The sequence below is a fragment of the Arthrobacter sp. zg-Y179 genome (assembly GCF_020907345.1).
Classification (GTDB): domain Bacteria; phylum Actinomycetota; class Actinomycetes; order Actinomycetales; family Micrococcaceae; genus Arthrobacter_B; species Arthrobacter_B jinronghuae.
In genome coordinates this window covers 1-25,736 of the sequence record NZ_JAJJOB010000008.1, presented here as the reverse complement: position 1 = coordinate 25,736, position 25,736 = coordinate 1, and the positions used below count along the sequence as shown (strand labels likewise).

Below are 25,736 nucleotides of genomic sequence, written 5' to 3'. Positions count from 1 at the left end.
TTCCCGCACCCCGAAGGAGAACCCCTTGCCGGCCCCCGCCGATATCCTCACCCCGGAACTGTTGGAGCGCCTGCGCTCCCGTGCCGCAGGCTATGACGAAACGAACAGTTTCTTCACCCAGGACCTGGCGGACCTGCGCGCCGCAGGCTATCTCGCCCTGTTCACCTCAAAGGACGAGGGCGGGGCCGGATTGGGGATTCCCGACGTCGTCTCCTGCCAGCGGCTCCTGGCTTCCGCCGCTCCGGCGACGGCACTGGCTGTGAACATGCACCTGGTCTGGTGCGGCGTCGCGCACCTGCTCGCATTGGCGGGAGATAACTCGCTCGACTTCGTCCTCCGCGAGGCGGCGGCGGGCGAGCTGTTTGCCTTTGGAGTGTCCGAGCCCGGCAACCCCGCCGTGCTCTTCGATTCGCACACCGCGGCCCGTCCCACGGGCGACGGCGGCTACGCCTTCACCGGTACCAAGATCTTCACCAGCCTGTCCCCGGCCTGGACCCGGCTGGGCATCTTCGGGAAGGACTCCTCGGACCCGGAGGAGCCCCGGCTGGTCTTCGGATTCGCCGACCGCGGTACCTGGGGCATCACCATCGCGGATGACTGGGACACCATGGGCATGCGGGCCAGCCAGTCCTGCACCACGCACCTGGACAACGCAGTGGTGCCGGCCGCACGGATGGTCCGCACGACGCCGGTGGGCCCGCACGGCGACGCCTTTGTCTTCGGAATCTTCGCCTTGTTCGAAACCCTGCTGTCCGCCGTCTATACCGGCATCGGGGACCGCGCCGTGGAACTGGCCGTTGAGGCAGCCTCCGGCCGCGTCGGGCGCGAGGGCACTCCGGCGTCGGCGGATCCCGCTACCCGCTGGAAGATCGCCGACGCCGCGCTGCGGATGGACGGCGTCCATCTGCAGCTCGGAGCAGTGGCACGGGATCTTGAGGAAGGCACCGACCACGGCAGCTACTGGTTCCCGCTGCTTTCCGGCCTGAAGTACCGGACCACCGAAACGGCGCGCGGCGTGGTGGAGACCGCCGTCCGGGTTGCGGGTGGCCGCAGCTATTTCCGGGGCTCCGAACTGGAACGGCTCTACCGTGACGTCCTCGCCGGCATGTTCCACCCTTCAAGCGAGGATTCAGTGCATGGCAGCGTGGCCAACGCGGTCCTGGGTCCGGTGGAATAAGGGGCTGTAAGGGCCCGGCGGGCGAAGCTAGGTGGTCCGCTGGACGCGCAGGACTCTGCGGCGCAGCCAGAACCGCCGTCCGCCGCCGCTGTAAATGCGGCTGCGGTGGAGTTCCCACTTGCCGTACTCTGCGTGCTCAACGAGACGGCGCCGGGCATCAGGCAGCGATTCGTTCGGGTCCACCGACACCACCAGGTACTCGTAGTCCCGGGAATTTTCGCGCCGGCGGGAGACATCGGGTGCAAGAATTTGTTCGCGCATTTCCCTCCAATTTTCCCTACTTTACCGATAACGTCTAGGTCATGAGCATAGATCCGCGCATCGCGCTCCAGTCCCTTGTCACTGCGTTCGAGGAGCACCTCGCGGCCGCGGCCGCACGACGCGGTGAGAAGGATCCGGTGGTCGAAAGCGCGTACCTGGCCATCGCCGATGCCTTCGAAGTCTATGAGGAAGTCCTATACGACGCCTACGGCGAAGTGACGCCGTTGGAGATCTACGAAGACGATGAGGACGACGGCGACTACGACGCCGCGGACGAGATTGACGAAATTCCGCAGGATCCAACACCTGCCGCCGGAGACCAGGACAACGGCCCGCTGGGACGCTCAGCCAACCGGTAGCGGCCGTCACGGGTGAACGGCTGCGTCGCAGGAGTCAATTAGAGTCTTAGGTGTGAATTGGTTTGAAGCGATCTTCCTTGGCCTGATCCAGGGTCTGACAGAGTTCCTCCCCATCTCCTCCAGCGCACACCTGCGCATCGTGGGGGAGTTGCTGCCCGGAGCGCAGGACCCGGGCGCGGCCTTTACCGCCATCACCCAGCTGGGCACGGAAACCGCCGTCGCGGTGTATTTCTGGAAGGACATTGTCCGGATCATCAAGTCCTGGTTCGGCTCGCTGTTCGGCCGGGTGCCCCGCAATGACCCGGATGCCCGCATGGGCTGGCTCATCATCATCGGCACCATCCCCATCGTGGTCCTGGGCCTGCTCTTCCAGGACCAGATCGAAAGCACCTTCCGCAGCCTCTGGATCGTCGCCACCATGCTGATTGTGTTCGGCATCATCCTGGCCGTGGCTGACGCGGTCGGCCGCCAGCAGCGCAAACTGGACCAGCTCACCTATCGACACGGCATCCTGTACGGCTTTGCCCAGGCCCTGGCACTGATCCCCGGCGTTTCCCGGTCAGGCGGCACCATTACCGCCGGGCTGCTCATGGGCTACACCCGTGAAGCCGCGGCCCGGTACGCCTTCCTGCTGGCCATTCCCGCAGTGTTCGGCAGCGGGCTGTTCCAGCTGGTCAAGTCGCTGGACGAGCCCATGCCCTACACCGCCCTGCAGACCGGCGCCGCTACGGTGGTCGCCTTCGTTGTGGGCTTCGTCATCATCGGCTGGTTCCTGCGTTACGTGTCCACCCGCAGCTACCGCCTCTTCGTCTGGTACCGCATCCTCCTCGGCATCTGCATCTACCTCCTGCTGGGCTTCGGCGTCCTTACCGCCTAGCCGTGCCCGTTAGAGTGGAAGGGTGATTGCCTGGAAATCTTCCTCCCTGCCCTCCCTGCCCGGAAAGTCGGACGACGTCCGGCTCTATGACACGGCCGCACAGGCCAGGGTGACCGTGCGTCCCGGTGGCGAAGCGAGCATGTACGTCTGCGGGATCACTCCGTACGACGCCACGCACATGGGCCACGCCTCCACCTACGTGGCGTTCGACCTGCTCAACCGTCAGTGGCGCGACGCCGGGCACACCGTCCGGTACGTGCAGAACGTCACCGACGTCGATGATCCGCTGCTCGAGCGCGCCAACGCCACCGGTGCGGACTGGCGGGAGCTCGCGCAGGAGCAGACCCAGCTTTTCCGTGATGACATGGAGGCCTTGAACGTCCTGGCCCCGGACCACTACATCGGCGCCGTAGAGGCAGTGGAGTGGATCGTGCCGGTGGTGGAAGACCTGATGGACCGTGGGCTGGCCTACCGGGTTTCGGGCAACGGCGAAGAGCCCGACGGCGACCTCTACTTCGACGTCGACGCCGCTTCCCGCCTGGCCGAAGGCGATCCGGATGCCTGGTGGCTGGGACAGGTCTCGCACCTGACCCGGGAACAGATGCTGCCGGTCTTCGCGGAGCGCGGGGGAGACCCGGAGCGCCCCGGCAAGCGGAACGCCCTGGACCCGCTGCTGTGGCGCATGGCCCGGACCGGCGAACCGTCCTGGGACGGCGGCCGGCTCGGCACCGGACGTCCGGGCTGGCACATTGAGTGTTCCGTCATCGCCCAGCGTTTCCTGCCCCGTCCCTTCACGGTGCAGGCCGGCGGCTCGGACCTGGTCTTCCCGCACCACGAAATGAGTGCCGGACACGCCTTTGCCTGCGAGGGCACCCCTCTGGCCTCGCACTACGCCCATGCCGGCATGGTGGGGCTCGACGGCGAGAAAATGAGCAAGTCGCTGGGAAACCTGGTCCTGGTCTCCCGGCTGCGTGCCGAGGGAGTGGAGCCGGCAGCCATCCGCCTGGTGCTGCTGTCCCACCACTACCGCACCGATTGGTTCTGGACTTCCGACCAGCTGCGGCGGGCCGAGGAACGCCTGGTCGCGTGGCGGAAGGCCCTGCAGTTCAGCAACGATGACGACGCCGCCGCGCTCCTGCAGCAGATCCGCGCCGCGCTGGCTGATGACCTGGATGCTCCGGCCGCGTTGCAGGCCGTCGATGCCTGGGCCGGTGCCGCGGTCCGCAGCGAAACGAAGGGGAGCCAGACCGGCGCCGAACTGGTCTGCGCCTCGCTGAACGCCTTGCTCGGACTCCAGCTCTAGGGACGTCCAGCCGCCGGGGCTCAGTCCCGGCGGCGGCGCTTCAGGTACCGCTCGAATTCACGGGCGATCGATTCGCCGCTGGCTTCGGGGAGATCGGCCGTGTCCTTGGCCTCTTCCAGCTGGCGGACGTACGCCGCAACCTCCGGGTCCTCGGTGGCGAGTTCATCCACGCCGCGTTCCCAGGCTTCGGCCTCTTCGGTCAGCAGGTGCGTGTCCAGGGGCGCCTGCAGCAGCTCCTCGATGCGGTTGAGCAACGCCAGCTGCGCCTTGGGCGAGGGCGCCTGCCCCACATAGTGCGGTACGGCTGCCCAGAGCGAGATGGAGGGAATGTCCGCCAGGCCGGCCATCTCGGACACCACGCCCACGATGCCGATCGGCCCCTCGTAGGAGGACGGCTCCAGGCTCAGGCTTTCCTGCAGGTCCGGTTCCTCGCAGGAAGCGCTGACCGGGATGGGCCGGGAATGCGGAACGTCGGCGAGCAGTGCACCGGCCAGGACAATGCAGTCCACATCCAGTTCCTTGGCCAGGGCGATGAGCTCGGCGGTGTAGGCCCGCCACTTGTAGGACGGTTCGACGCCGGTGACGAAGATGATGTCCAGGTTGCTGTCCGGCACCTCGGCACGGGAGATGCGCGTCGTCGGCCACTTGATCCGGTGCCCGCCGGAAGCCGTCCGTTTCAGGGACGGTCTGGTGAACTGGAAGTCGTAGTATTCGTCCGCGTCGATACTGGCAATTTTTTCGCTGTCCCAGTGCCGGCTCAGGAATTTCAGGGCATCGGAGGCTGCTTCACCCGCATCATTCCAGCCTTCGAACGCGGCCAGCATCACCGTGACGCGTTCGGAGGACGTCCCGTCGCCAAAAAAGTCCTGGAGGCCTGTGGCTTCAAAGCCTTCGGTATTGCTCACCACTTCACACTAAGCCCCGCCCGCCCCGCATGTCAGGACCGGGCAACGGCGCTTCGCGGAGAGCAAAAGAAACACCGGCTTCCGCCGCCCCGTAGACTTAGGACATGCCCCTCCTTTCCGCAGAAGATTCTTCCCGCAGCCACGCCGACGCAGCACTGCAGGCGGTTTTCTGGGATATGGACGGCACCCTCGTGGATACCGAGCCGTATTGGATCGCTGCCGAAAAGGAACTGACCTCAAGTTTCAACGTCGCCTGGACGGATGCCCAGGCCGAGGCAATGGTCGGCCAGGCCCTGGAGGTCAGCGCGGGTATGCTGCAGCGAGCCGGTGTCCCCTTGGAAAACCGCGAGATCATCGACCGGCTCATCGGCCAGGTTGCGGCCCAGGTCCGCCGCGAGGTGCCTTGGCGCCCGGGTGCCCGCGAACTGCTGGCCGAGCTGCAGGCAGCGGATATTCCCTGCGCCCTGGTCACCATGTCAGAGCCGGTGCTCGCCCGGGAAATCATCCGCGCCCTTCCCGCCGGAACGTTCGACGTCGTGGTGACCGGTGACATGGTCAGCAACGGCAAGCCGGACCCCGAGCCGTATCAGCTGGCCTTCGACACGCTCGCCGGCTCCGTTCCGGACCTGGACAAGGCCTGCGTGGTCGCCGTTGAGGACTCCCTGCCCGGGGCAACCTCGGCGCAGGCGGCCGGCCTGGTGACCCTGACGGTGCCGAACTTCGTTCCGTTGCCGCCGGGTGCCTTTGAGCACGAATGGGAGTCCCTGGCGGGCCGCGGAATAGACCAGCTGCGCGAACTGCTTCCCGGTTCCGTCCTGGAGTCCGCTAGGTGAGCAGCAACGGGCCCGCTGGAACGGAACGCCGGGAAGGTATCCCGCTGGGCAGCATTGCCGGAGTACCGGTGACCCTGGCGTATTCGTGGTTCCTCATCGCGGCGCTGATCGTGGCGGCGTTCGGGCCGCAGGTGCGGGAGGCCTTCCCGGCCCTTGGGGCCGGTGCCTTTGCCGTGGCCCTGGGTTACGCGGTCCTGCTGCTGCTCTCGGTCCTGGCCCACGAGGCGGCGCACGCCTTGACCGCCCGCGCCTACCACTGGCCTACCTCCAGGATCGTCCTCACGCTGTGGGGCGGGCACACCCAGTTCGGGGACCTGCGCTCCACCCCGGGACGCTCCCTGCTCGTTGCCCTGGCCGGCCCGGCAGCCAATTTCCTGCTGGCGGCAGCCGGATTCGGGGTCCTGCAACTGGTTCCCGAAGGCAGCGTGGCCGAGCTGGTCACCTTCATCTTTGTGACCGCCAACGTGCTGATAGCCGTTTTCAACGTCCTGCCGGGGCTGCCGCTGGACGGCGGACGCATTGTGGAAAGCGCGGTCTGGAAGATCACCGGGTCGCAGGAACGCGGCACCGTTGCAGCCGGCTGGGCCGGACGCATCATCTCAGTCCTGCTCCTGGCTGCCGTTTTCATTCCGCCCTACCTCCGGGGCCAGACGCCCGCACTAAGCCTTGTCCTGTTGGCGGCCCTGCTGTGCGGCTTCCTCTGGATGGGGGCAGGCGCTGCCATCTCCAACGCGCGGGTGCGCCTGCGGCTGCCGCAGGTCAGTGCCGGTGCCCTGATGGAACCGGCGGTGTCCCTGCCCGGCCGGGCATCCGTCGGCGAGGCGCTCCGGCTGGCCCGCGAGTATCCGGACGCCGCCGTAGTGGTCACTGCCGCAACCGGCCAGCCGGAAGCCGTCGTGGACCGCGGGGCCCTCGCATCGGTTCCGGACGAGCAGGCCGCCCAGGTGCCGGTGAGCGCCGTCGCCCGCCCGCTGGCGGCCGGCGCCTACGTTCCCGAAGCCGCCGCCGGACAGGAACTCGTGCAGTACCTGGCCAAACTGCAAGGCAGCGAATACGCGGTCATTGACCGGGACGGAACGGTCACCGGCCTGCTGCGCCAATCCACAGTCGTCGCCGCCGTCACCGGGAAACCCGCCCGGCCGCAGCGCTGACACCTCCAGCTTTTACCGCCCCGCCGGCACAAGCACGCCGGCACCCATAATCCAGTAAGAGAACCAAAGGAATACCATGAACGCCGATAACCAGGCCGCCGCTGCTGCACCCCACGGGGCCGAGATCCGCAGGGGACCGCTCCGGCCCGGGGAACGGGTCCAGCTCACCGATGAGAAGGGCCGCCGCAACACCATCACCCTCACCGAGGGCGGCGCCTTCCATACGCACCGCGGCTACCTGCAGCACGACACCGTCATCGGACTGCCTGAAGGGTCCGTGGTGTCCAACACCGCCGGACACCAGTACCAGATCCTGCGTCCGCTGCTCTCGGACTTCGTCCTGTCCATGCCGCGCGGCGCCGCCGTCGTCTATCCCAAGGACGCCGCCCAGATTGTCACCATGGCGGACATCTACCCCGGCGCCCGCGTGGTGGAAGCCGGCGTCGGCTCCGGCGCCCTGAGCATCTCGCTGCTGCGTGCAGTCGGTGACCACGGCAGCCTGCACTCCTTTGAACGGCGCGAGGAATTCGCGCAGATCGCCCGCGGCAACGTGGAGACCTTCTTCGGCGGACCGCATCCGGCCTGGGACATCACCCTCGGGGATTTCCAGGACGAAGTCGTGAAGACCGAGGCGCCCGGCAGCGTGGACCGCGTGGTCCTGGACATGCTCGCGCCTTGGGAATGCACCGACGCCGTAGCCACAGTGCTCGCCCCGGGCGGCGTGTGGATCTCCTACGTGGCCACCGTCACCCAGCTCTCCCGCACCGCGGAAGCCATCCGTGCCGATGGCCGCTTCACCGAGCCGGACGGCTGGGAATCCATGGTCCGCGGCTGGCACCTGGAGGGCCTGGCCGTACGCCCGGACCACCGCATGGTGGCCCACACCGGTTTCCTGCTCACCGCACGCCGGCTCGCAGAGGGCGCCACCGGCCTGGTCGCCAAGCGCCGTGCGTCGAAGACCAACTTCAGCGAAGAGGACCTCAACGCCTGGACTCCCGCGGCGGTGGGTGAGCGGGAAGTCTCCGCCCACAAACTGCGCCGTGCGGCCAAGGATGCCAGTTCCACCGTGCAGCGCGGAGCCCTCGAAAACGCTGAAAAGTTCCAGCAGGAGACCGACACCCCATAACGGGGGTAACCGGCTAAACACAAGACGCCGGACCCCGTGTATCTTCCGCAGCGCTGGGTTACTGTCATTGAACAGACCCAGAGCTACGTGAAGGCGGTCGGTATCATGGCTGAACCCGAAAACGCTGGACCCGGGACCGGGGGATCCCGCCCCGTGTCCGCAGCGGCTGTAGCAGGCACCGAAGCACGCCAATTGAATGTCCTGCGGGACAAACTCCGGAATCTGGACCGGCAGCTCGCTGCCCTCACCCACAACAACGCCCGGCTCGTGGCCATGCTGGAGACCGCGAAAGCCGAAATCATCCGGTTGAAGGATGCCCTGGAAAACGAGGGAGCAACACCCTTCAGCTTCGGCACCGTCATCGGTGTGAACCAGCGCCGCGAAGCCGAACCCGGCGTGACGACCATCGCGGCAGTACAGGAAAGCCTGGACATCATCCAGTCCGGCCGCAAACTCCGGGTTGCCGTTTCGCCCCTCCTGGACCTGGGACAGATCGTCCCGGGCCAGGAGGTGCTGTTGAACGAATCCCTGACCGTCATTGCCGCCCTCGGCTTCGAACGCGCCGGGGAACTGTTTACGGTGAAGGAGCTCCTGGACCCGGACCGGGTACTGGTGATCGGGCGTGCCGACGACGAGCGGGTCGTGCGCCTCAACGGGCCCCTGAGCCGGGAAAAGGTCCGGGTGGGGGATGCCCTGACCGTGGACACCCGCATCGGCTACGCATTGGAGAAGATCCCGCGCAGCGAAGTGGAGAACCTGGTCCTCGAAGAGGTTCCGGACATCTCCTACGCCGACATCGGCGGCCTCGGCCCGCAGATCGAACAGATCCGCGACGCCGTCGAGCTGCCGTTCATGCATCCTGACCTCTACCGCGAACACGGATTGAAGCCGCCCAAGGGCATCCTGCTCTACGGCCCTCCCGGCTGCGGCAAGACGCTCATTGCCAAGGCCGTGGCCCACGCCCTCGCGGCACGGGTGATGGAGCAGACCGGCACCCTTGGCGCCCGCAGCTACTTCCTGAATATCAAGGGCCCCGAGCTGCTGGACAAGTACGTGGGGGAGACCGAACGCCACATCCGGCTGATCTTCGGCCGGGCCCGGGAGAAGGCCTCCGACGGCAGCCCCGTGGTGGTGTTCTTCGACGAAATGGATTCCCTGTTCCGCACCCGCGGCACCGGAGTGTCCTCCGACGTCGAAACCACCATTGTTCCGCAGCTGCTCAGCGAAATCGACGGCGTCGAGAAGCTGGAGAACGTGATTGTCATCGGTGCCTCCAACCGGGAGGACATGATCGATCCGGCCATCCTGCGTCCCGGCCGCCTGGACGTGAAGATCAAGATCCAGCGGCCCGATGCCGAAGGCGCGGCGGAGATCTTCGCGAAGTACCTGACCCCGGACCTGCCGCTGCACCGCGACGACCTTGCCGAGCACGGCTACGATCCGGTGGAAACGGTCAACGACATGGTCCGCCGCACGGTGGAGAAGATGTACGCCGAGGACAAGGCCAACGAATACCTGGAGGTCACCTACGCCAACGGCGACACCGAGATGCTCTACTTCAAGGACTTCAACTCCGGCGCCGTCATCCAGAACGTCGTGGACCGGGCCAAGAAGTACGCCATCAAGGACCTGCTGCAGCTGCATCAGCGCGGCCTGCGCATCGAACACCTGATGCGCGCCGTGGTGGACGAATTCCGCGAGCATGAGGACATGCCCAACACCACCAATCCGGATGACTGGGCGCGGATCTCGGGGAAGAAGGGCGAGCGGATCACCTACATCCGCACCATCGTCCAGGGCAAGGCCGGTCAGGAACCGGGCCGGACCATCGAAACGGCGGCCAACCCGGGACAGTATCTGTGACCGTGCGCCGTGTCATGGGGACGGAAACCGAGTACGGCGTGCTCGCACCGTCCCTGCCGTCCGCCAACGCCACCGTCCTGTCCAGCCAGATCGTGAACGCGTACGCGGCCACGCTGCGGACCGGGGCGGGGAACCTGTCGGGCACCCGCTGGGACTACACCGACGAGGCACCGCTGAACGATGCGCGCGGATTCGCGGTGCCGCGTGCCGCTGCGGATCCCACCCAGCTGACCGACGAACCGCCGGTGCTGGACGCCGAACAGATCGCCATGGAGGGCGGCGGTCCCGCCGCCCTCTACGGGGAACAGACGCAGGACAACCCGGTGCTGATGAACATGGTCCTGGGCAACGGGGCGCGGCTGTACGTGGACCACGCCCACCCGGAGTACTCCTCGCCCGAAGTCACCCGGCCCCGCGACGCCGTGCTGTGGGACAAGGCGGGGGACGCCGTGGTGCTGTCCGCCATGCGGCATATTGCCAGGATGCCGGGATTCGCACCGGTCAATCTGTACAAGAACAACACCGACAACAAGGGCGCCTCCTACGGGTCGCATGAAAACTACCTTGTTCCGCGCAGCGTTCCTTTCGGAGCCCTGGTGGGCGGGCTGGTGCCGTTCTTTGTTTCCCGCCAGGTCATCGCCGGTTCCGGCCGGGTGGGCATCGGCACCAACAACCAGCGCCAGGGATTCCAGCTGAGCCAGCGGGCGGACTTCTTCGAAACGGAAGTGGGACTGGAAACCACCATCCGCCGCCCGATCATCAACACCCGGGACGAGCCGCACGCGGTGGCGGAAAAGTACCGGCGCCTGCACGTCATCATCGGGGACGCGAACCTCAGCGAGGTATCCGCCCTGCTGAAGATCGGCACCACCTCGCTTGTCCTGTCCATGATCGAAGCCAGCAGCGCCCCCGCCGTCGAGCTCCGGGACCCGGTGGGCGCACTGCAGGCCATCAGCCACGACCCGTCGCTGGAACAGCTGGTGGAACTGACGGACGGCAGGATGGTCACCGGCCTGGACCTGCAGGAAATCTACTTCGAAGCAGCTGCTGCGCACTCCCGCGCCGGCGGCCCCACCGACGCAGACACCGAAGACATCCTGGCCCGCTGGTCCGCGTTGCTGGGCACCCTGAAGCGCGACCCGCTGGAGGCCGCCGCTTCCGTGGACTGGGTGGCGAAGCTGAAGCTGCTGCAGGCCTACCGCGAGCGCGACGGGTTGGCCTGGTCAGACGCCCGGCTGCACCTGGTGGATCTGCAGTATTCGGATATGCGCCCGGAGAAGGGCCTGTATTACCGGCTGGCGGCCCGGGGCCAGATGGAACGGGTGCTTACCGACCAGGAGATTGCCCGTGCCGTCACCTCCCCGCCGGACGACACCCGCGCCTACTTCCGCGGGAACTGCCTCACCCGGTTCCCGAAGGAAGTGATCGGAGCCAGCTGGGATTCGATCATCTTCGAACTTCCCTCCCGCCGGCGGCTCCAGCGGATCCCCACCCGCGAGCCGTTGCGCGGCACCAGGGCCCTGACCGAGGAACTTTTCAACGCATCGGCCGATGCGGAGGATTTTGTCGCCAGACTCCTGACCGGTTCCGACGCCGCCGTGGCACCATAGGACTAGGATTCAACCCCCGGGCAAGAAAGGGCTAGGCATCATGGCAACCCAGGACCGCAAAACCACCGGAACGCATCCCGTCGAAGAAGAAGAAACCGAGGCCGTCCCGCCCCCCGCAGCCGAAGCGGAAGCTTCCACCGAGACTGAAGGCGTGGACGACCTGCTGGATGAGATTGACGGCGTGCTGGAGAGCAACGCCGAAGAGTTCGTCCGCGGCTTCATCCAGAAGGGCGGTCAGTAACGGATGGCCCCCCGGGACCCCGCCGCCTCCATCCATCAAGCCCCGTCCTCTTCCTTTACCGACCATCTCGCCCTCCACCGCCCCGAGCTGCTGCCGTCCTCCCGATCCCTGGGACCGGCGTCGAACGGCTCGGCGGGGGAGCTGGCCCCGCAGGCCACCACCATCGTTTCCCTCACCTACGCAGGGGGAGTGCTGATGGCAGGGGACCGGCGGGCCACGATGGGCAACATGATCGCCAGCCGGCACATCAAGAAAGTCTTCCCGGCGGACAACTACTCCGTGCTGGGGATCGCCGGTACGGCAGGGCTCGCCCTGGACATGATCCGGCTGTTCCAGGTGGAACTGGAGCACTACGAGAAAATCGAAGGAACTCCCATGAGCCTGGACGGCAAGTCCAACCGGCTCGCGGCCATGGTGCGCTCCAACCTTCCGCTGGCGCTGCAGGGACTGGCCGTCGTCCCGCTCTTTGCCGGGTTCGACACCCAGCGGCGGACCGGCCGGCTCTTTTCCTACGACGTCACCGGAGGCCGGTATGAGGAATACGAGCACCACAGCGTCGGCTCCGGCTCGGTGTTCGCCCGCGGCGCCCTGAAAAAACTCTGGCAGCCGAACCTGGACGAGGAGGATGCGGTCCGGGTGGCCGTGGAGTCCCTGTACGACGCGGCCGACGACGACTCGGCCACCGGCGGCCCTGACATGGTCCGGCGTCTGTGGCCGGTGGTTTATGTGGTCAACAGTGCCGGCAACCGGGAGATCCCCGAGCGGGAACTGCAGGAACTCTCCCGTGAGCTCATCGCAAGGCGCTCCGCCGCCGGACTGGAGGCGTAGCCGTGACCCAGCAGTTCTACGTCTCGCCCGAACAGCTGATGAAGGACCGGGCGGACTTCGCCCGCAAAGGCATTGCCCGGGGACGCTCGGTGGTGGTCCTGACCTGCAGGGAAGGGATTGCCCTGGTGGCGGAGAACCCTTCGCCGTCCCTCCACAAGCTCAGCGAGATCTATGACCGGATCGGTTTCGCCGCCGTCGGCAAGTACAACGAATTCGAGTCCCTGCGCCAGGCGGGCATCCGGTTCGCGGATGTGCGCGGCTACTCCTATTCCCGCGACGACGTCTCCGCGCGCGGGCTGGCCAGCGTCTACGCGCAGAGCCTCGGTTCGGTTTTCACCACCGAGGGAAAGCCGTTCGAAGTGGAGCTGGCCGTCGCCGAGGTAGGGGAGGACCCGTATACGGACCGCCTGTACCGCCTGAACTTCGACGGCTCCATCGCGGATGAAAGCAATTACACGGTTATGGGCGGGCAGGCGGAGATCGTCAACGAGGCCCTCAGCCGGACCTGGAACCAGGACGCGGATTTCGGCTCCGCCATCCGGACGGCGGTCCAGGCGCTTTCCGCCACGCGCACAGCCAATGGTTCGGGCGACGGGCAGGCACCCGAGCCCCTGGGTGCCGGCCTGCTGGAGGTTGCCGTCCTGGACCGGGACCCGCTTTCCACCCGCGGCACCGTCAGGGCGTTCCGCAGGATAAACACCGTTGAGCTGGACCGTTTGCTGTCCAGCGCGGAAGGAGACTGATGGACCGCAGGATCTATGGAGTGGAAACGGAATTCGGCATCGCCTATTCCGGCCCCGATTCGCGTCCCCTTTCCCCCGAGGAAGTGGCCCGCTACCTCTTCCGCAAGGTCGTCAGCTGGGGCCGCTCATCAAATGTTTTCCTGACCAACGGCTCACGCCTCTACCTCGACGTCGGCTCGCACCCTGAGTACGCCACCGCAGAATGTGACGATCTGGCACAGCTGGTGGCCCATGACCGCGCGGGCGAGCTGATTCTGGAAGACCTGGTGGAGGAAGCGGAGGACCGGCTGAAGGCGGAAGGCTTCAACGGCAGCGTCTACCTGTTCAAAAACAACACCGATTCCGCCGGCAACTCCTACGGCAGCCACGAAAACTACCTCATTCCGCGCCGTCTCGAATTCTCCCGGCTGGCGGACGTCCTCATTCCGTTCCTGGTCACCCGCCAGCTGTTGGTTGGTGCCGGAAAGGTACTCAAGACCCAGTCCGGCTCCCTCTTCGCGTTTTCCCAGCGGGCAGACCACATCTGGGAGGGCGTCTCTTCTGCGACGACACGTTCCCGGCCCATCATCAACACCAGGGATGAGCCGCACGCCGACGCCGAGCACTACCGGCGGCTGCACGTGATCGCCGGAGATTCGAACATGTCCGAGACCACCATGCTCCTTAAGGCCGGGTCTGTTGACCTGATGCTGCGGATGATCGAGGCCGGCGTACTGATGCGGGACCTCCGCCTGGAGAACCCGATCCGCAGCATCCGGGAAACCTCCCATGACCTCTCCGGCCGGCAGCCGCTGAAACTGGCCAACGGTTCCACCATGTCCCCGCTGGACCTGCAGCGCATCTACCTGCAGCGGGTCCAGGACTTCGTCGCCGCCAACGGCGAGCACAACCGGCATGTCGGACGCATCATTGATCTGTGGACACGCACGCTGGACGCCGTCGAATCCGGCGACCACTCCGGGATCGACACGGAAATCGACTGGGCCATCAAGAAGAAACTGGTGGGCCGGGTGGCTGAGCGGCACGGACTCGAGATGTCGTCCCCGCGCCTGGCCCAGATCGACCTGACCTATCACGACATATCCCGGCGCCGCGGACTGTTCTACCTGCTGCAGTCCCGCGGGGAAACGGCCCGCGTGGTGGAGGACAGCGACATCAAGGAAGCCGTGGACCAGCCGCCCCAGACCACCCGTGCCAAGCTGCGCGGCGACTTTGTCCGGCGAGCCAAGAACGCCAACCGCGACTTTACGGTGGACTGGGTGCACCTCAAGCTCAATGACCGGGCCCAGCAGACGGTGCTGTGCAAGGATCCTTTCGCGTCCGTCGATGAACGGGTCGAGGCGCTGCTTTCCACTCTCTGATTCCTCTTCGCCTCGTTCCGCCGGAGCCGCCGCTGCGCCTCACCTAGGCTTCATCCAGCTGGACCGGCTACTCTGGGGCGTATTGCGGCCGCGCGGCGTCTGTCTGCCCGGCGTACCGGCAACTTCGGTAAGGCCGCCCTGCTCACTGTCCACCACTGAAAGAAGTACTGTGCGTAAAGTACTAGCAATCCTCCTGCCCTTCCTGCTGTTCCTCACCGCCTGCTCCGGCGGCGACGAGGCCAAGAGCAGCGGGCCGTTGTCCTCCGTGAAGATCGAGCGGGGCGACGACGAAACCTCCGTCCCGAGCGTCGAGATCGACGAGCCGCTGAGCATCGAGGAGCCCACCCTGACCCGGATCAACGACGGTGACGGCGACGAAGTAGCCGATGGCCAGACGGCGATGATCCGCCTTGCGATCGTCAACCCGGAAGACGGCACGGTCGGCCAGGAGACCTACAGCGCCGAGAACGCCGAAGGCATCGCCGTGAACGAGAGCCTGAAGACCGGCAATTCGCAGATGTATGACGCACTGCTGGGCGCTCCCGTGGGCTCCGACTTCGCGTATTACATTCCGGCCAACGAAGAATCAGGAACCGAAGCGAACTTCCTCGTCTTCACGATCACTGATGCGATGGACACGGTCCCGACGTTGACCCCGGACGAAGCCGCAGCCCGGAACACCGACGGCACCCTGCTGATGAGCAGCGAAGACGTTGATGCCCTTGAAGCCGAAGGAAAGCTCCCCGAGGTTACCTTCGCCGAAGACGGCACCCCGTCCATCACCATCCCGGAAGGCGCCGAGGAACCCGAGCGCCTGGTGGTAAAGGTCCTTGAAGAAGGCGACGGTCCGGTGCTCGAATCCACCGGGACCGTTGTAGCCGATTACCTGGGCGTCAGCCTGCGGGACGGCGAGATGTTCGACTCCAGCTACGAGCGCGGCGAGCCTGCCGAGTTCCCCCTGGGCAACGTGATTCCGGGCTGGACCTACGGCCTGGCCGAGCAGAAGGCCGGCTCCAAGGTCCTGTTGGTCCTGCCGTCCGAGCTGGCCTACGGTGATCCCGCCGGCGGCAGCAGCCCCTCGGGTCCGCTGGTCTTCGTCGTGGACATCAAGGAAGTCAAGTAGCCTTAACTCCTGACCCACCAGACATAAGGAGCACCAATGTCATTCGGAAAGCGTGAATACGACCGCGAGAAGCCGGAAATCGATTTCCCGGCCCACGATGCCCCCACGGATCTCGTCATTGAGGACCTTGTGGTAGGCGACGGCCGGGAAGTACAGGCCGGAGACACGGTTTCCACCCACTACGTGGGCGTGGCCTTCTCCACCGGCGAGGAGTTCGACGCGTCCTGGAACCGGGGCACACCCCTGGACTTCCGTGTGGGCGTTGGCCAGGTTATCCAGGGCTGGGACCAGGGCCTGCTGGGCATGAAGGTCGGCGGCCGCCGCCGGCTCGAAATCCCCTCCTCGATGGCCTACGGGGACCGGGGCGCCGGTTCCGCCGTGGCTCCGGGTGAGTCGCTGATCTTCGTAGTGGACCTGCTCGGCGTCCGCTGATCCGTCCCGCCCGCCAAGGGCGGAACCGCTGTCACCTGTGACGGCGGTTCCGCCCTTTCGCATGTCCCGGCCCGGAAGGAAGGTAGATTAGCTCCCGTGTCCGCCAAGAGAACCGAACGCCTGCTGAATCTGGTCATTGCGCTGCTGTCCACGCGCAGGGGCTTCACCAAGCACGAGTTGTTCGAAGAGATTGAACTGTATTCCGAAGCCTCCACGGCAGATGCCCGGGAAAAACTCTTTGACCGGGACAAGGCCTTCCTGCGTGAGCAGGGCATCCCGGTGGAGTCCTACAGCGAAGAGACCCTGTTCGAGGACAACACCACCCAGCGCTACCGCATCCGGCAGGACGCGTACCGGCTCCCGGGCGTCCGGTTCACCCCCGGGGAATCCGCCGTCCTGACCCTGGCCGCCCGCATGTGGGACCAGGCATCGCTGGGCTCGGCCGCCGCCCGCGCCCTGCGCAAGCTCCACGCCAGGGGAGTGCTTCCCGACGACGCCGCGACCATCCCCCTGCAGCCCAGCATCCGCACCAATGACGCGCATTTCGACGAGATCTGGCGTGCCGCCACCACCCGCACCCCCGTAACCTTCGGCTACCGGCCGGCCGGCAGCACGGAGCAGTCTGTCCGGCAGGTCCAGCCCTGGGGCATGGGCAGCCGTTTCGGCCACTGGTACCTGGTGGGCTACGACCTGGACCGCGGCGCGGAACGGATCTTCCGGCTCTCCCGCATGCAGGGGCCGGTACGGCTGCGGCCGGGCACCTACACGGTGCCGGCGAACTTCGATATCGACACCTCGCTCGCCTCCCTGGACGACGTTTACGCACCCCGGCCGGCAGCAGTGGAGGTGGACCCCGGCGCCGGGGCAGCCCTGCGGCTGCAGGCGGAATCCATCGAACCCGGAAATGCAGGCCGGGACCGGCTGCACCTGCGGGTCCGCGACCTGGATGCGCTGGCCGCGGACACCGCCGCCCTCGGTGCGGCCGCCGTCGCCGTCGAACCGGCCGAATTTGCCGACGCCGTCCGTACCGCCCTCACGCGCGCCCTGGAAACCCAGCGCCGGCCGCTGCCCGAGTTCGAACTGGCCGCATCCGCCGCTCCGGCCCGCCGTCCGGCGTCGGGCGCGCAGGACCACCTCACCCGCCTGCTGGACCTGGTGCCCTATGTCCTGGCGAACCAGGGCGCGGACATGACTGAGACCGCCGCTGCCTTCGGCGTCAGCAAGGAACAGCTGGGCAAGGACCTGGACCTGCTGTTCGTGAGCGGCCCGCGGCATTACCCCAACGGGCTGATGGACGTCAGTTTCGACGACGACGGGATCTACATCGAAAACGCCGAGAACTTCTCCGAACCGGTCCGTTTCGGCATGGATGAGGCCGCGGCCCTGATCGTGGGGTTGGACACATTGTCGGCCCTGCCGGGCATCGGTTCCTCCGCAGCGGTTGCCAGCGCCCTGGAGAAGCTAACCGAGGCGGCGGGGGAGGCCGGCGGCGTCGGCACCGCCGTCGCGGCCCGCCTGGACGATGCATCCGGCGGCGCCGTACTGGCCGAACTCCAGCAGGCGATCAGCGGCACGCGCCAGCTTGAACTGCGCTACCTGGTCCCGCGCCGCGACGAAGTCACCCTCCGCACCGTCGACCCGAGGCGGCTCTTCTCCGTGGACAACACCTGGTACCTGGAAGCGTGGTGCCACCGCGCGGAAGCGCCGCGGAATTTCCGGGTGGACCGGATCCACGGCGTGCGGGACACCGGCCCGGCACTGACCCACGCCCCGGAGCCCGGCGCGGCGTTCCCCGCCAGCCTGTTCACGCCGGGCCCCCTGGACCACCGGGTCACGCTGATCCTGGACCCCGCCGCCCTCTGGGTGGCCGAGGCCTACGACGCCGAACGGCAGGCCCCGCTGGCGGACGGACGGACGGCGGTGGAACTGCGCACGGCGGATACCGGCTGGATTCCTGCTTTCACTGCCCGGCTGGGCGGAGCTGCCGCGGTTGCAGCGCCGGACGAACTGCGTTCCGCCACCCTGGCCTGGCTGCAGGAAGCGGCCGGGAACTACCCGCCTGCCTAGGCTCCGGTCCGGCCGGGCCTGCAGTCTCCACTATGCTGGGGATATGCCTTGGTGGTCCTGGATACTCATTTGGTTTGCCCTCGCGGCAGGCGCGGCGGCCTTCTACGCCCTGATCGGCTACCGGCTCTTCCAAAGGTTCCTCGGTATTCTCCGGGAATTCGAAGCCGCATCTGCGAAGCTGTCCCTACGCACTCCGGATACCGTTCCGTCCTCCGTCCTCCGAGAAGAGCCTGCCGGCATCTTCACGGAACCGGACGAGGCCCGCAAGGCCTACGAGGCCGGCAAGGCGTCCCGCCGGGAGGCCCGGCGCCTGCGCCGGATCGAGCGGCGCACTGCCAAGGGACAGCCGCGCGCATGGCGGGATCTCCCGGAACTCTGACATAGAATATTTCCCAACGAAAGGACACCGCCATGAGGCTTGAAGGCTGGCAAATCATCGTCATTGTTGTACTGGCCATTCTGCTCTTCGGCGCTCCGAAGCTTCCGGGGCTGGCAAGGAGCTTGGGGCAGTCCCTTCGCATCTTCAAATCCGAAGTCCGCCAGATGAAGGACGACGGCCCCTCGAACACTGCCTCCACCGATCCGGTGGAGGGCAAGGTAGTGCCGCCCGCACCGCAGCCGAAGGCGTCCGAGCAGACGTTCTTCCCCGGACAGACTCCGCCCACCGGAACCCCGGGCGGGTCCGCGGATTCTGCGGGTAACCCGCCAACCAGCCGCTAGCAGCCGTGGCGCTGAGCAAAGGGCGCAAATCCAACCCCGAAGGGCGGATGGCCCTCAAGGAGCATCTGCGGGAATTCCGCAACAGGCTCTTCAAATCCGCCATCGCCGTGGTCCTGGGGACCGTGGGCGGGTTCTTCGTCTACCTGCCCGTCTTTGAGGCGCTGACCCGGCCGCTCCTGGACGCCGGCAACAGCGGCGGCCGTTTCACCACCATCAACTTCGAAGGCGTGGCCACTCCGTTCGACCAGATGGTCCAGGTCTCGGTATTCGTCGGACTTGTGGCCTCCAGCCCGGTGTGGCTCTATCAGGCCTGGGCGTTCATCACGCCCGGACTCAAGCGCAAGGAACGCCGCGCGGCCCTGGGCTTCCTGGCCGCCGCCGTTCCGCTGTTCATCGGCGGTATTGTCCTGGCGTGGCTGATCCTGCCCCAGGCAGTGCGGGTGCTTACCGACTTCACACCCGCAGGCGGGTCCAACGTCATTACGGCTTCGGTCTACCTGGCCTTCGTGCTGCGGCTGCTCCTGGCCTTCGGCATCGCCTTCCTGATTCCGGTGTTCCTGGTCGGCCTGAACCTCGCCGGCCTGCTGAGCGGGCGGACCATCATCAAATACTGGCGGATCACGGTGTTCCTGATCTGCCTTTTCGCCGCCATGGCCGCCCCCGGCGCGGACGCGCTGAGCATGTTCTACCTCGCCGCGCCGCTGCTGCTGCTGTTCGCCCTGGCCGTGGGCATCTGCCTGCTCAATGACCGGCGCCGGGTCCGGAAGCAGGCGGAGCGGGAAGCAGCCGTGGAGGCCGAAGCGGACACCGCCACCCCCATCGACAAGCTCTAAGGCCCCGGGCGCGTTCGCCCACCGATGATATTGGCGTACCGCGGCGGGCACAGCGCATAGGCTTGGTTCATGACTTCTCCTTCGGAGCGGTACCTTGCCGCAAAACAACGTTCCGAACATGCCAAGACCCAGCTGGGGGTCTTCGAGCAGTCGCTGGGCTTCGAACTGGACGCTTTCCAGTCGGAAGCCTGCCGGTCCCTCGAAGCCGGACGCGGCGTCCTGGTCGCAGCTCCCACGGGGGCCGGCAAGACGGTGGTGGGGGAGTTCGCCGTCTATCTGGCCCTGCAGAAGGGCCTGAAGGCCTTCTACACCACCCCCATCAAGGCCCTGAGCAACCAGAAATACGCTGAGCTGGCAGCGGCCTACGGCAGTGACCGGGTGGGCCTGCTGACCGGAGACACCAGCATCAACCCGGACGCCGACGTCGTGGTGATGACCACCGAAGTGCTGCGGAACATGCTCTACTCCAACTCGGACACCCTCATGGACCTGGGCTACGTGGTCATGGACGAGGTGCATTACCTGGCGGACCGGTTCCGCGGGGCGGTCTGGGAAGAGGTCATCATCCACCTGCCTTCCGACGTCCGGGTGGTTTCGCTCAGCGCCACCGTGTCCAATGCCGAGGAGTTCGGCGCCTGGCTGGACACCGTCCGCGGCGACACCGACGTGGTGGTTTCCGAGCACCGGCCCGTTCCGCTCTGGCAGCACGTGATGGTCGGCCGCGACATCTTCGACCTCTTCGAATCCGATGTTTCCTTCGACGAGGCAGCCGATGAACAGCCTGGCGCCAAGGAACGCTACCGGGTCAACCCCGAGCTGATGGAACTGGCCCGGGCCGAGTCCCGTGTCAACCAGCGCGGCCACTGGGGCGGTCCGCGCGGTTCCTCCCGCGGCGGACGCCGTGACTCCTCCCGCGGCGGGCGGCCGGGCAGCCACGGCGGCGGCCACGGCGGGCCGCCGATCACGCGCATCCAGCGGGCATCGCGGCCGCAGGTCATCGCCCAACTGGACCGCAACGGCCTGCTGCCCGCCATTACCTTCATCTTTTCCCGCAACGGCTGCGAGGGCGCTGTACGCCAGTGCGTCGAGTCGGGGCTCTGGCTGACCAATGAAGACGAGCGCCGCGAGATTGCCCGCGTGGTGGACGAAGCCACCCAGGACATTCCCGAAGAAGACCTCGAGGTGCTGGGCTTCTGGACCTGGCGCGAGGGCCTGGTGCGCGGTTTCGCCGCCCACCACGCCGGCATGCTCCCCACCTTCAAGGAAGTGGTGGAACGCCTGTTCGCTGCCGGGCTGGTCCGTGCGGTTTTTGCAACCGAAACTCTGGCCCTGGGCATCAACATGCCGGCACGGTCAGTGGTGCTGGAAAAGCTGGACAAGTTCAACGGCGAAGCGCACGTGGACATCACCGCCGGCGAGTACACCCAGCTGACCGGCCGGGCAGGGCGCCGCGGGATCGACGTCGAGGGCCACGCCGTGGTCCTGTGGCAGCCGGGCACCGACCCCGCTGCCGTGGCGGGCCTGGCATCGCGGCGCACGTACCCGCTGAACTCCAGTTTCCGGCCCACCTACAACATGAGCATCAACCTCATCGCGCAGTTCGGCCGGGAACGGGCCCGCGAGATCCTGGAATCCTCCTTTGCGCAGTTCCAGGCGGACCGGTCCGTGGTGGGCCTGGCGAAGCAGGTGCGTTCGCGCGAAGAATCACTTGCCGGCTACGAAAAGGCGATGACCTGCCATCTGGGGGACTTCAACGAGTACGCGGCCCTGCGCCGGCAGCTCTCGGATCTGGAAAGCACCGCTTCGAAAACCAAGGCCCGGAACCGGCGGAGTTATGCGGCAGCCTCACTGGAGAACCTGCGCCCCGGGGACATCGTGTTCCTTCCCGCCGGCCGGAACTCCGGCCACGCCGTCGTACTGGACGTGGACGCCTCCGCCCGCGAGGTGCGGCCGGCGATCCTGACCGAGGACAAGCAGATCAGGCGTATCAGCGCTGCCGACATCGATGACGCCCTTGAACCGGTCTCGCACATCCGCATCCCCAAGTCCTTCAACGCCCGCTCGCCCAAGGACCGGCGTGATCTGGCCTCGTCCCTGGGCAACGCGCTGCACGACCACCGTCCGCCCCGGCCGGCGTCGGCCCGCACCAGTGCCATGCACACGGCGGGCACGGAGCGGCAGGAAAAAGCGATCGCGGAACTGCGCCGGAAAATGCGGGCGCATCCCTGCCACGGCTGCAGCGAGCGGGAAGACCACGCCCGCTGGGCCGAGCGCTGGTGGAAGCTGCGCCGGGAAACCGACAACCTCGTAGGACAGATCCGGGGCCGGACCAACACCATCGCCAAGACCTTCGACCGGGTCTGCGAGGTGCTTACCCGGTACGGCTACGTGGCCCCGGACGAGTCCGGCTTCGACGCCGTGACCCCGGCCGGACAGAAGCTGCGGCGGATCTACGGCGAAAAGGACCTCCTCGTGGCCCTCTCGCTGGAACAGGGTGCCTTCACTGACCTCGACGCCGCCGAACTGGCCTGCCTGGCCTCCGCCCTGGTCTACCAGGCCAAACGGGAAGAGCGAGGGCTGCGGCCGAAGATGCCCAGCGTTTCGCTGGAGTCGGCGGTGGACATCGTCATCCGCCAGTGGTCCGAGCTCACGGACCTCGAAGAGGCGTCCCGGCTGCCGCAGACCGGCGAACCGGAACTGGGCCTGGTCTGGCCCATGTACAAGTGGGTCAAGGGCAAGCACCTGCAGGTGGCCCTGAACGGCACCGAGCTGGCTGCGGGGGACTTTGTCCGCTGGGCCAAGCAGGTGATCGACATGCTGGACCAGCTGGCCAAGGTCCCGGACCTCCCGCCCGGCATGCGCCGCCGCTTCCTGGACGCCATTTCCCTGGTGCGGCGCGGCGTCGTCGCCTACTCCAACGTCGGCGACTGAACCGCCGCCACCCTCCATCGCCCTACAGAAAACAGGTGAGTCCTTGAACGGCAGTCCCATCCCGAGCGCCCGCACCCTGACGCTCTACCGCAACGGTTCCGTCTACAGCGCCGGCGATCCCTTTGCCACCGCAATGCTGGTCGACGGCGACACCATCGCCTGGGTGGGGTCGGAACAGGCCGCCACCTCCATCCAGGACAGCAAGATGGACGTGGTGGACCTGCACGGAGCGCTGGTGGCGCCCGGATTCGTGGATTCCCACGTCCACACCACCGAGCTGGGCATGTCCCTGGTCACCCTGGACCTGAGCGGCTGCACCTCCCTTGAGGACCTGCTGGACAAGGTCCGGAACCATGCGGCCGGGACCACCGGCCTGATCCTGGGTTCCAGCTGGGACGAATCGCGCTGGCCGGAACGGCGCGCACCCACCGCCGCGGAGCTCGATGCAGCCTCCGGCAACCGCGCCGTGTACCTCTCCCGCTCCGACGTGCACTGTGCGGCCGTCTCCGGCACGCTGGCGGCCGAACTCCGGCTGCAGGAGTACGACGGGTGGGACAACGGCTTCGTAGTCCGCGCCGCCCACGACGCCGCGCGCACCGTAGCGCGCGACGCCGATCCGGACCAGCGCGGTGTGTTCCAGCTGGCCGCGCTGAAGCATGCCGCCTCCCGCGGGGTGGTGGCCGTCGCTGAAATGGCCGCACCGCACATTGCACCGCCGGAGGACCTGCGCCGGTTGCTGGGCCTGGACGGGCCCCTCAGCGACGAGGCGCTGCCCCAGATCCTCCCGTACTGGGGGCAGCTGGTGGAGACCGAGGCGCAGGTAGCCGGACTGGTGGATTTCTTTGAGGGCCGGCTGCTGGGTCTCGCCGGCGACCTGAACATTGACGGGTCCCTCGGCGCCCGGACGGCTGCACTGCGTGAGCCCTACGCCGACCGTCCCGACACCACCGGCACCATGTACCTGACGCCGGAACAGGCAGGGCGGCATCTGGAGCTGATGACGAAGGCCGGCCTGCAGGGCGGCTTCCACGTCATTGGCGACGCAGGGATGGACACCGCGCTGGCCGGGCTGCGCCTGGCTGCCGAGGCCGTCGGGGAACCGGCCGTCCGGGCAGCCCACCACCGGCTGGAACACGCGGAACTGACCGACGACGCCGCCATTGCCGAGCTGCTGCGCTTTGGCGTCAGCGTCAGCCTGCAGCCCGGATTCGATGCGGCCTGGGGGCATCCCGGCGGACTGTACGAACAGCGCCTCGGGGACCGCCGGCAGAGCATGAACCGGATGGCGTCGCTGCTCTCCGCGGGTGTGCCCGTCGCCCTCGGCTCCGACACCCCCGTCCTCCCGCTGGACCCCTGGTCCGGCGTGCGGGCCGCCGTATCCCATTCCAACCCGAAGGAGCGGGTCTCCGCACGGGCAGCGTTCATTGGGCATACCCGGGCGGGCTGGCGGGCAGCCGGGGAGACCAATTTCATGCGGGGCCAGCTGGCCGCCGGAGCACCCGCATCCTTCGCGCTCTGGGAAGTGCAGGAACTGATGGTCCAGACGCCGGATGCCAACGTATCCGCATGGAGCACGGATCCGCGCGCCGGCACTCCGCTGCTACCCGCTCTGGACAACGGGGACGAGCCGCGCTGCCTGCAGACGGTCCATAACGGCCGGGAGCTCTACCGCGCTCCGGATCTTGCCTGAACAGGCAAACTACCTGCCCGCTCCGTCCTCCTCCGCACCGCGTCTGACCTGCATTGATGTGTAAAGGGCCTAGTCAGGGGCCTTATTGACAGGGGCTCGACAGCACGTAGGCTATGAGGACTGTAGTCGGGACCGGCTTTTTGAGGCATCCCGGGGTGCCGTCTGGAGTTCTTTCCAGACGGTGTCCGGGTGATGCTCCGGCCGGCCCGCGCTGCCATGGCCCGTACTACGCGCACCGGGGCGGATGCTCCGTGGGTGCCGGTTACCGGGTCCAGCATTACACAACCGGGTGGATTCAACCGTCAGTAGAAAACAGGGCCGGCAGTTTGCCGGAACTGGCCCGAAGACGGCTGGATCCGCCCGGTTGCGCTGTCCGGGGCCGCACCGTGCTGACCCGTGGGGCCGCGTACTCCCATATACTGGATAGTCTGCCGGGGGAGTAACCCCGTCCCTGCCGCGAACAACGCGGCGTGCGTCCGCTGAAAGGCTTACTGAGTGCGTGTCCTGACTATCATCCCCACTTACAACGAGATCGAGTCGCTCCCCATCACACTGAAGCGGCTGCGGGACGCAGTTCCAGATTCGGATGTACTGATCGCGGACGATAACAGCCCGGACGGCACCGGCGGCTATGCCGACGAAGCCGCCGCCAACGATCCCAAGGTGCATGTGCTGCACCGCAAGGGCAAGGAAGGCCTCGGAGCGGCGTACATTGCCGGCTTCCGGTGGGGCCTTGAGCGCGGCTACGACATTCTGGTCGAGATGGATGCTGACGGTTCGCACCGCCCGGAGGAGCTGCCCCGCCTGCTTGAAGCCTCGAAGGCAGGTGCAGACCTCGTCATCGGTTCCCGCTGGGTCACCGGGGGATCGGTGGTCAACTGGCCGCTCCACCGCAAGCTGCTCTCCCGCGCCGGCAGCACCTACTCGCGGTTCATGCTCGGCATCCCCGTCCGGGACATCACCGCCGGCTACCGGGCCTTCCGCCGCGGCACGCTGGAGCAGCTGGACCTGGGCGCCGTCGAGTCCGTCGGCTACGGCTTCCAGGTGGATATGACCTTCCGCGTGGCACGCCTGGGCCTGAAGATCACCGAGGTGCCGATCACCTTCGTCGAACGCGAACTCGGTGACTCCAAGATGAGCGGAAACATTGTCGTTGAGGCAATGGCCAACGTGACCCGCTGGGGCCTGTCTGCCCGCTGGCGGAAACTCACCGGACGCGGTTGAGTTAAACCCAAAGCGGGGGGGGGGGGGCGGGGGGGGCGCCCCCCCGCAGTTTTTTTGGGCCCCCCGGGGGGCGGGTGC

24 protein-coding genes are annotated in these 25,736 nt (G+C 66.9%); 22 read left to right on the top strand and 2 right to left on the bottom strand.

The window, feature by feature from the left end:
• Positions 1–25: 25 nt before the first annotated feature.
• Positions 26–1,177, top strand: a complete 1,152-nt coding sequence (locus tag LOC56_RS08790; protein WP_229951906.1) for an acyl-CoA dehydrogenase family protein — start codon at positions 26–28, stop codon at positions 1,175–1,177.
• A gap of 27 nt (positions 1,178–1,204) precedes the next feature.
• Here the strand turns inward: LOC56_RS08790 and LOC56_RS08785 are convergent, their stop codons facing one another.
• Entirely contained in the window at positions 1,205–1,438 is a 234-nt protein-coding gene (locus LOC56_RS08785) for a DUF5703 family protein (RefSeq protein WP_229951905.1), read from the bottom strand.
• 41 nt (positions 1,439–1,479) lie between these two features.
• Here LOC56_RS08785 and LOC56_RS08780 point away from each other — a divergent pair, with 41 nt between their 5' ends.
• The 3 genes from LOC56_RS08780 to mshC are packed head-to-tail and all read left to right on the top strand — an operon-like array spanning position 1,480 to position 3,977.
• The gene (locus LOC56_RS08780; protein ID WP_229951904.1) at positions 1,480–1,797 is read left to right on the top strand and encodes a hypothetical protein; all 318 of its coding nucleotides are present in this window, start codon (positions 1,480–1,482) and stop codon (positions 1,795–1,797) included.
• A gap of 52 nt (positions 1,798–1,849) precedes the next feature.
• A complete protein-coding gene (locus LOC56_RS08775) occupies positions 1,850–2,674 on the top strand; it encodes an undecaprenyl-diphosphate phosphatase (RefSeq protein WP_229951903.1) in 825 nt (274 codons plus the stop codon).
• A 22-nt stretch (positions 2,675–2,696) separates the two neighbouring features.
• On the top strand, positions 2,697–3,977 hold the full coding sequence (gene mshC / locus LOC56_RS08770; protein WP_229951902.1) for a cysteine--1-D-myo-inosityl 2-amino-2-deoxy-alpha-D-glucopyranoside ligase: 1,281 nt from the start codon (positions 2,697–2,699) through the stop codon (positions 3,975–3,977).
• A 20-nt stretch (positions 3,978–3,997) separates the two neighbouring features.
• Here the strand turns inward: mshC and LOC56_RS08765 are convergent, their stop codons facing one another.
• The gene (locus LOC56_RS08765; protein WP_227921601.1) at positions 3,998–4,882 is read right to left on the bottom strand and encodes a PAC2 family protein; all 885 of its coding nucleotides are present in this window, start codon (positions 4,880–4,882) and stop codon (positions 3,998–4,000) included.
• A 104-nt stretch (positions 4,883–4,986) separates the two neighbouring features.
• On the opposite strand from LOC56_RS08765, the gene LOC56_RS08760 reads away from it, so the two are divergent.
• The 18 genes from LOC56_RS08760 to LOC56_RS08675 all read left to right on the top strand — a co-directional run bounded on the left by LOC56_RS08760 (position 4,987) and on the right by LOC56_RS08675 (position 25,658).
• Entirely contained in the window at positions 4,987–5,715 is a 729-nt protein-coding gene (locus LOC56_RS08760; RefSeq protein ID WP_229951901.1) for an HAD family hydrolase, read from the top strand.
• On the top strand, positions 5,712–6,866 hold the full coding sequence (locus tag LOC56_RS08755; RefSeq protein ID WP_229951900.1) for a site-2 protease family protein: 1,155 nt from the start codon (positions 5,712–5,714) through the stop codon (positions 6,864–6,866). Before LOC56_RS08760 ends, LOC56_RS08755 begins: the two co-directional genes overlap by 4 nt.
• A gap of 76 nt (positions 6,867–6,942) precedes the next feature.
• Complete coding sequence (locus LOC56_RS08750; RefSeq protein WP_229951899.1) at positions 6,943–7,992, top strand: tRNA (adenine-N1)-methyltransferase; 1,050 nt, start codon at positions 6,943–6,945, stop codon at positions 7,990–7,992.
• A 105-nt stretch (positions 7,993–8,097) separates the two neighbouring features.
• The gene (gene arc, locus LOC56_RS08745) at positions 8,098–9,855 is read left to right on the top strand and encodes a proteasome ATPase (protein ID WP_442860088.1); all 1,758 of its coding nucleotides are present in this window, start codon (positions 8,098–8,100) and stop codon (positions 9,853–9,855) included.
• 14 nt (positions 9,856–9,869) lie between these two features.
• Positions 9,870–11,465 carry a depupylase/deamidase Dop gene (dop, locus tag LOC56_RS08740; RefSeq protein WP_229952242.1) on the top strand — a complete coding sequence of 532 codons (1,596 nt, stop codon included), beginning with the start codon at positions 9,870–9,872 and terminating at the stop codon, positions 11,463–11,465.
• 40 nt (positions 11,466–11,505) lie between these two features.
• Positions 11,506–11,706: a ubiquitin-like protein Pup gene (locus LOC56_RS08735; protein ID WP_229951898.1), complete on the top strand. Its 201-nt coding sequence runs from the start codon at positions 11,506–11,508 to the stop codon at positions 11,704–11,706.
• Positions 11,707–11,709: 3 nt separating this feature from the next.
• Positions 11,710–12,534, top strand: a complete 825-nt coding sequence (prcB, locus tag LOC56_RS08730) for a proteasome subunit beta (protein ID WP_229951897.1) — start codon at positions 11,710–11,712, stop codon at positions 12,532–12,534.
• A 2-nt stretch (positions 12,535–12,536) separates the two neighbouring features.
• Positions 12,537–13,277, top strand: a complete 741-nt coding sequence (prcA, locus tag LOC56_RS08725) for a proteasome subunit alpha (RefSeq protein ID WP_229951896.1) — start codon at positions 12,537–12,539, stop codon at positions 13,275–13,277.
• Positions 13,277–14,638, top strand: a complete 1,362-nt coding sequence (gene pafA / locus LOC56_RS08720; RefSeq protein WP_229951895.1) for a Pup--protein ligase — start codon at positions 13,277–13,279, stop codon at positions 14,636–14,638. The genes prcA and pafA overlap by 1 nt, the downstream gene beginning before the upstream one ends.
• Before the next feature lie 169 nt (positions 14,639–14,807).
• On the top strand, positions 14,808–15,761 hold the full coding sequence (locus tag LOC56_RS16280; protein ID WP_229951894.1) for an FKBP-type peptidyl-prolyl cis-trans isomerase: 954 nt from the start codon (positions 14,808–14,810) through the stop codon (positions 15,759–15,761).
• 36 nt (positions 15,762–15,797) lie between these two features.
• On the top strand, positions 15,798–16,193 hold the full coding sequence (locus LOC56_RS08710; RefSeq protein WP_229951893.1) for an FKBP-type peptidyl-prolyl cis-trans isomerase: 396 nt from the start codon (positions 15,798–15,800) through the stop codon (positions 16,191–16,193).
• A gap of 96 nt (positions 16,194–16,289) precedes the next feature.
• Positions 16,290–18,260, top strand: a complete 1,971-nt coding sequence (locus LOC56_RS08705) for a helix-turn-helix transcriptional regulator (RefSeq protein ID WP_229951892.1) — start codon at positions 16,290–16,292, stop codon at positions 18,258–18,260.
• 43 nt (positions 18,261–18,303) lie between these two features.
• The gene (locus LOC56_RS08700) at positions 18,304–18,639 is read left to right on the top strand and encodes a hypothetical protein (RefSeq protein WP_229951891.1); all 336 of its coding nucleotides are present in this window, start codon (positions 18,304–18,306) and stop codon (positions 18,637–18,639) included.
• Between the two features lie 32 nt (positions 18,640–18,671).
• On the top strand, positions 18,672–18,980 hold the full coding sequence (gene tatA, locus LOC56_RS08695) for a Sec-independent protein translocase subunit TatA (protein ID WP_229951890.1): 309 nt from the start codon (positions 18,672–18,674) through the stop codon (positions 18,978–18,980).
• Between the two features lie 5 nt (positions 18,981–18,985).
• Positions 18,986–19,813, top strand: a complete 828-nt coding sequence (gene tatC, locus LOC56_RS08690; protein WP_229951889.1) for a twin-arginine translocase subunit TatC — start codon at positions 18,986–18,988, stop codon at positions 19,811–19,813.
• A 69-nt stretch (positions 19,814–19,882) separates the two neighbouring features.
• Positions 19,883–22,744, top strand: coding sequence for a DEAD/DEAH box helicase (locus tag LOC56_RS08685; RefSeq protein ID WP_229951888.1), 2,862 nt, complete (start codon positions 19,883–19,885; stop codon positions 22,742–22,744).
• Positions 22,745–22,787: 43 nt separating this feature from the next.
• Positions 22,788–24,434, top strand: a complete 1,647-nt coding sequence (locus LOC56_RS08680; RefSeq protein WP_229951887.1) for an amidohydrolase — start codon at positions 22,788–22,790, stop codon at positions 24,432–24,434.
• Positions 24,435–24,929: 495 nt separating this feature from the next.
• Positions 24,930–25,658, top strand: coding sequence for a polyprenol monophosphomannose synthase (locus tag LOC56_RS08675; protein ID WP_229951886.1), 729 nt, complete (start codon positions 24,930–24,932; stop codon positions 25,656–25,658).
• The last annotated feature ends 78 nt before the right edge of the window (positions 25,659–25,736 follow it).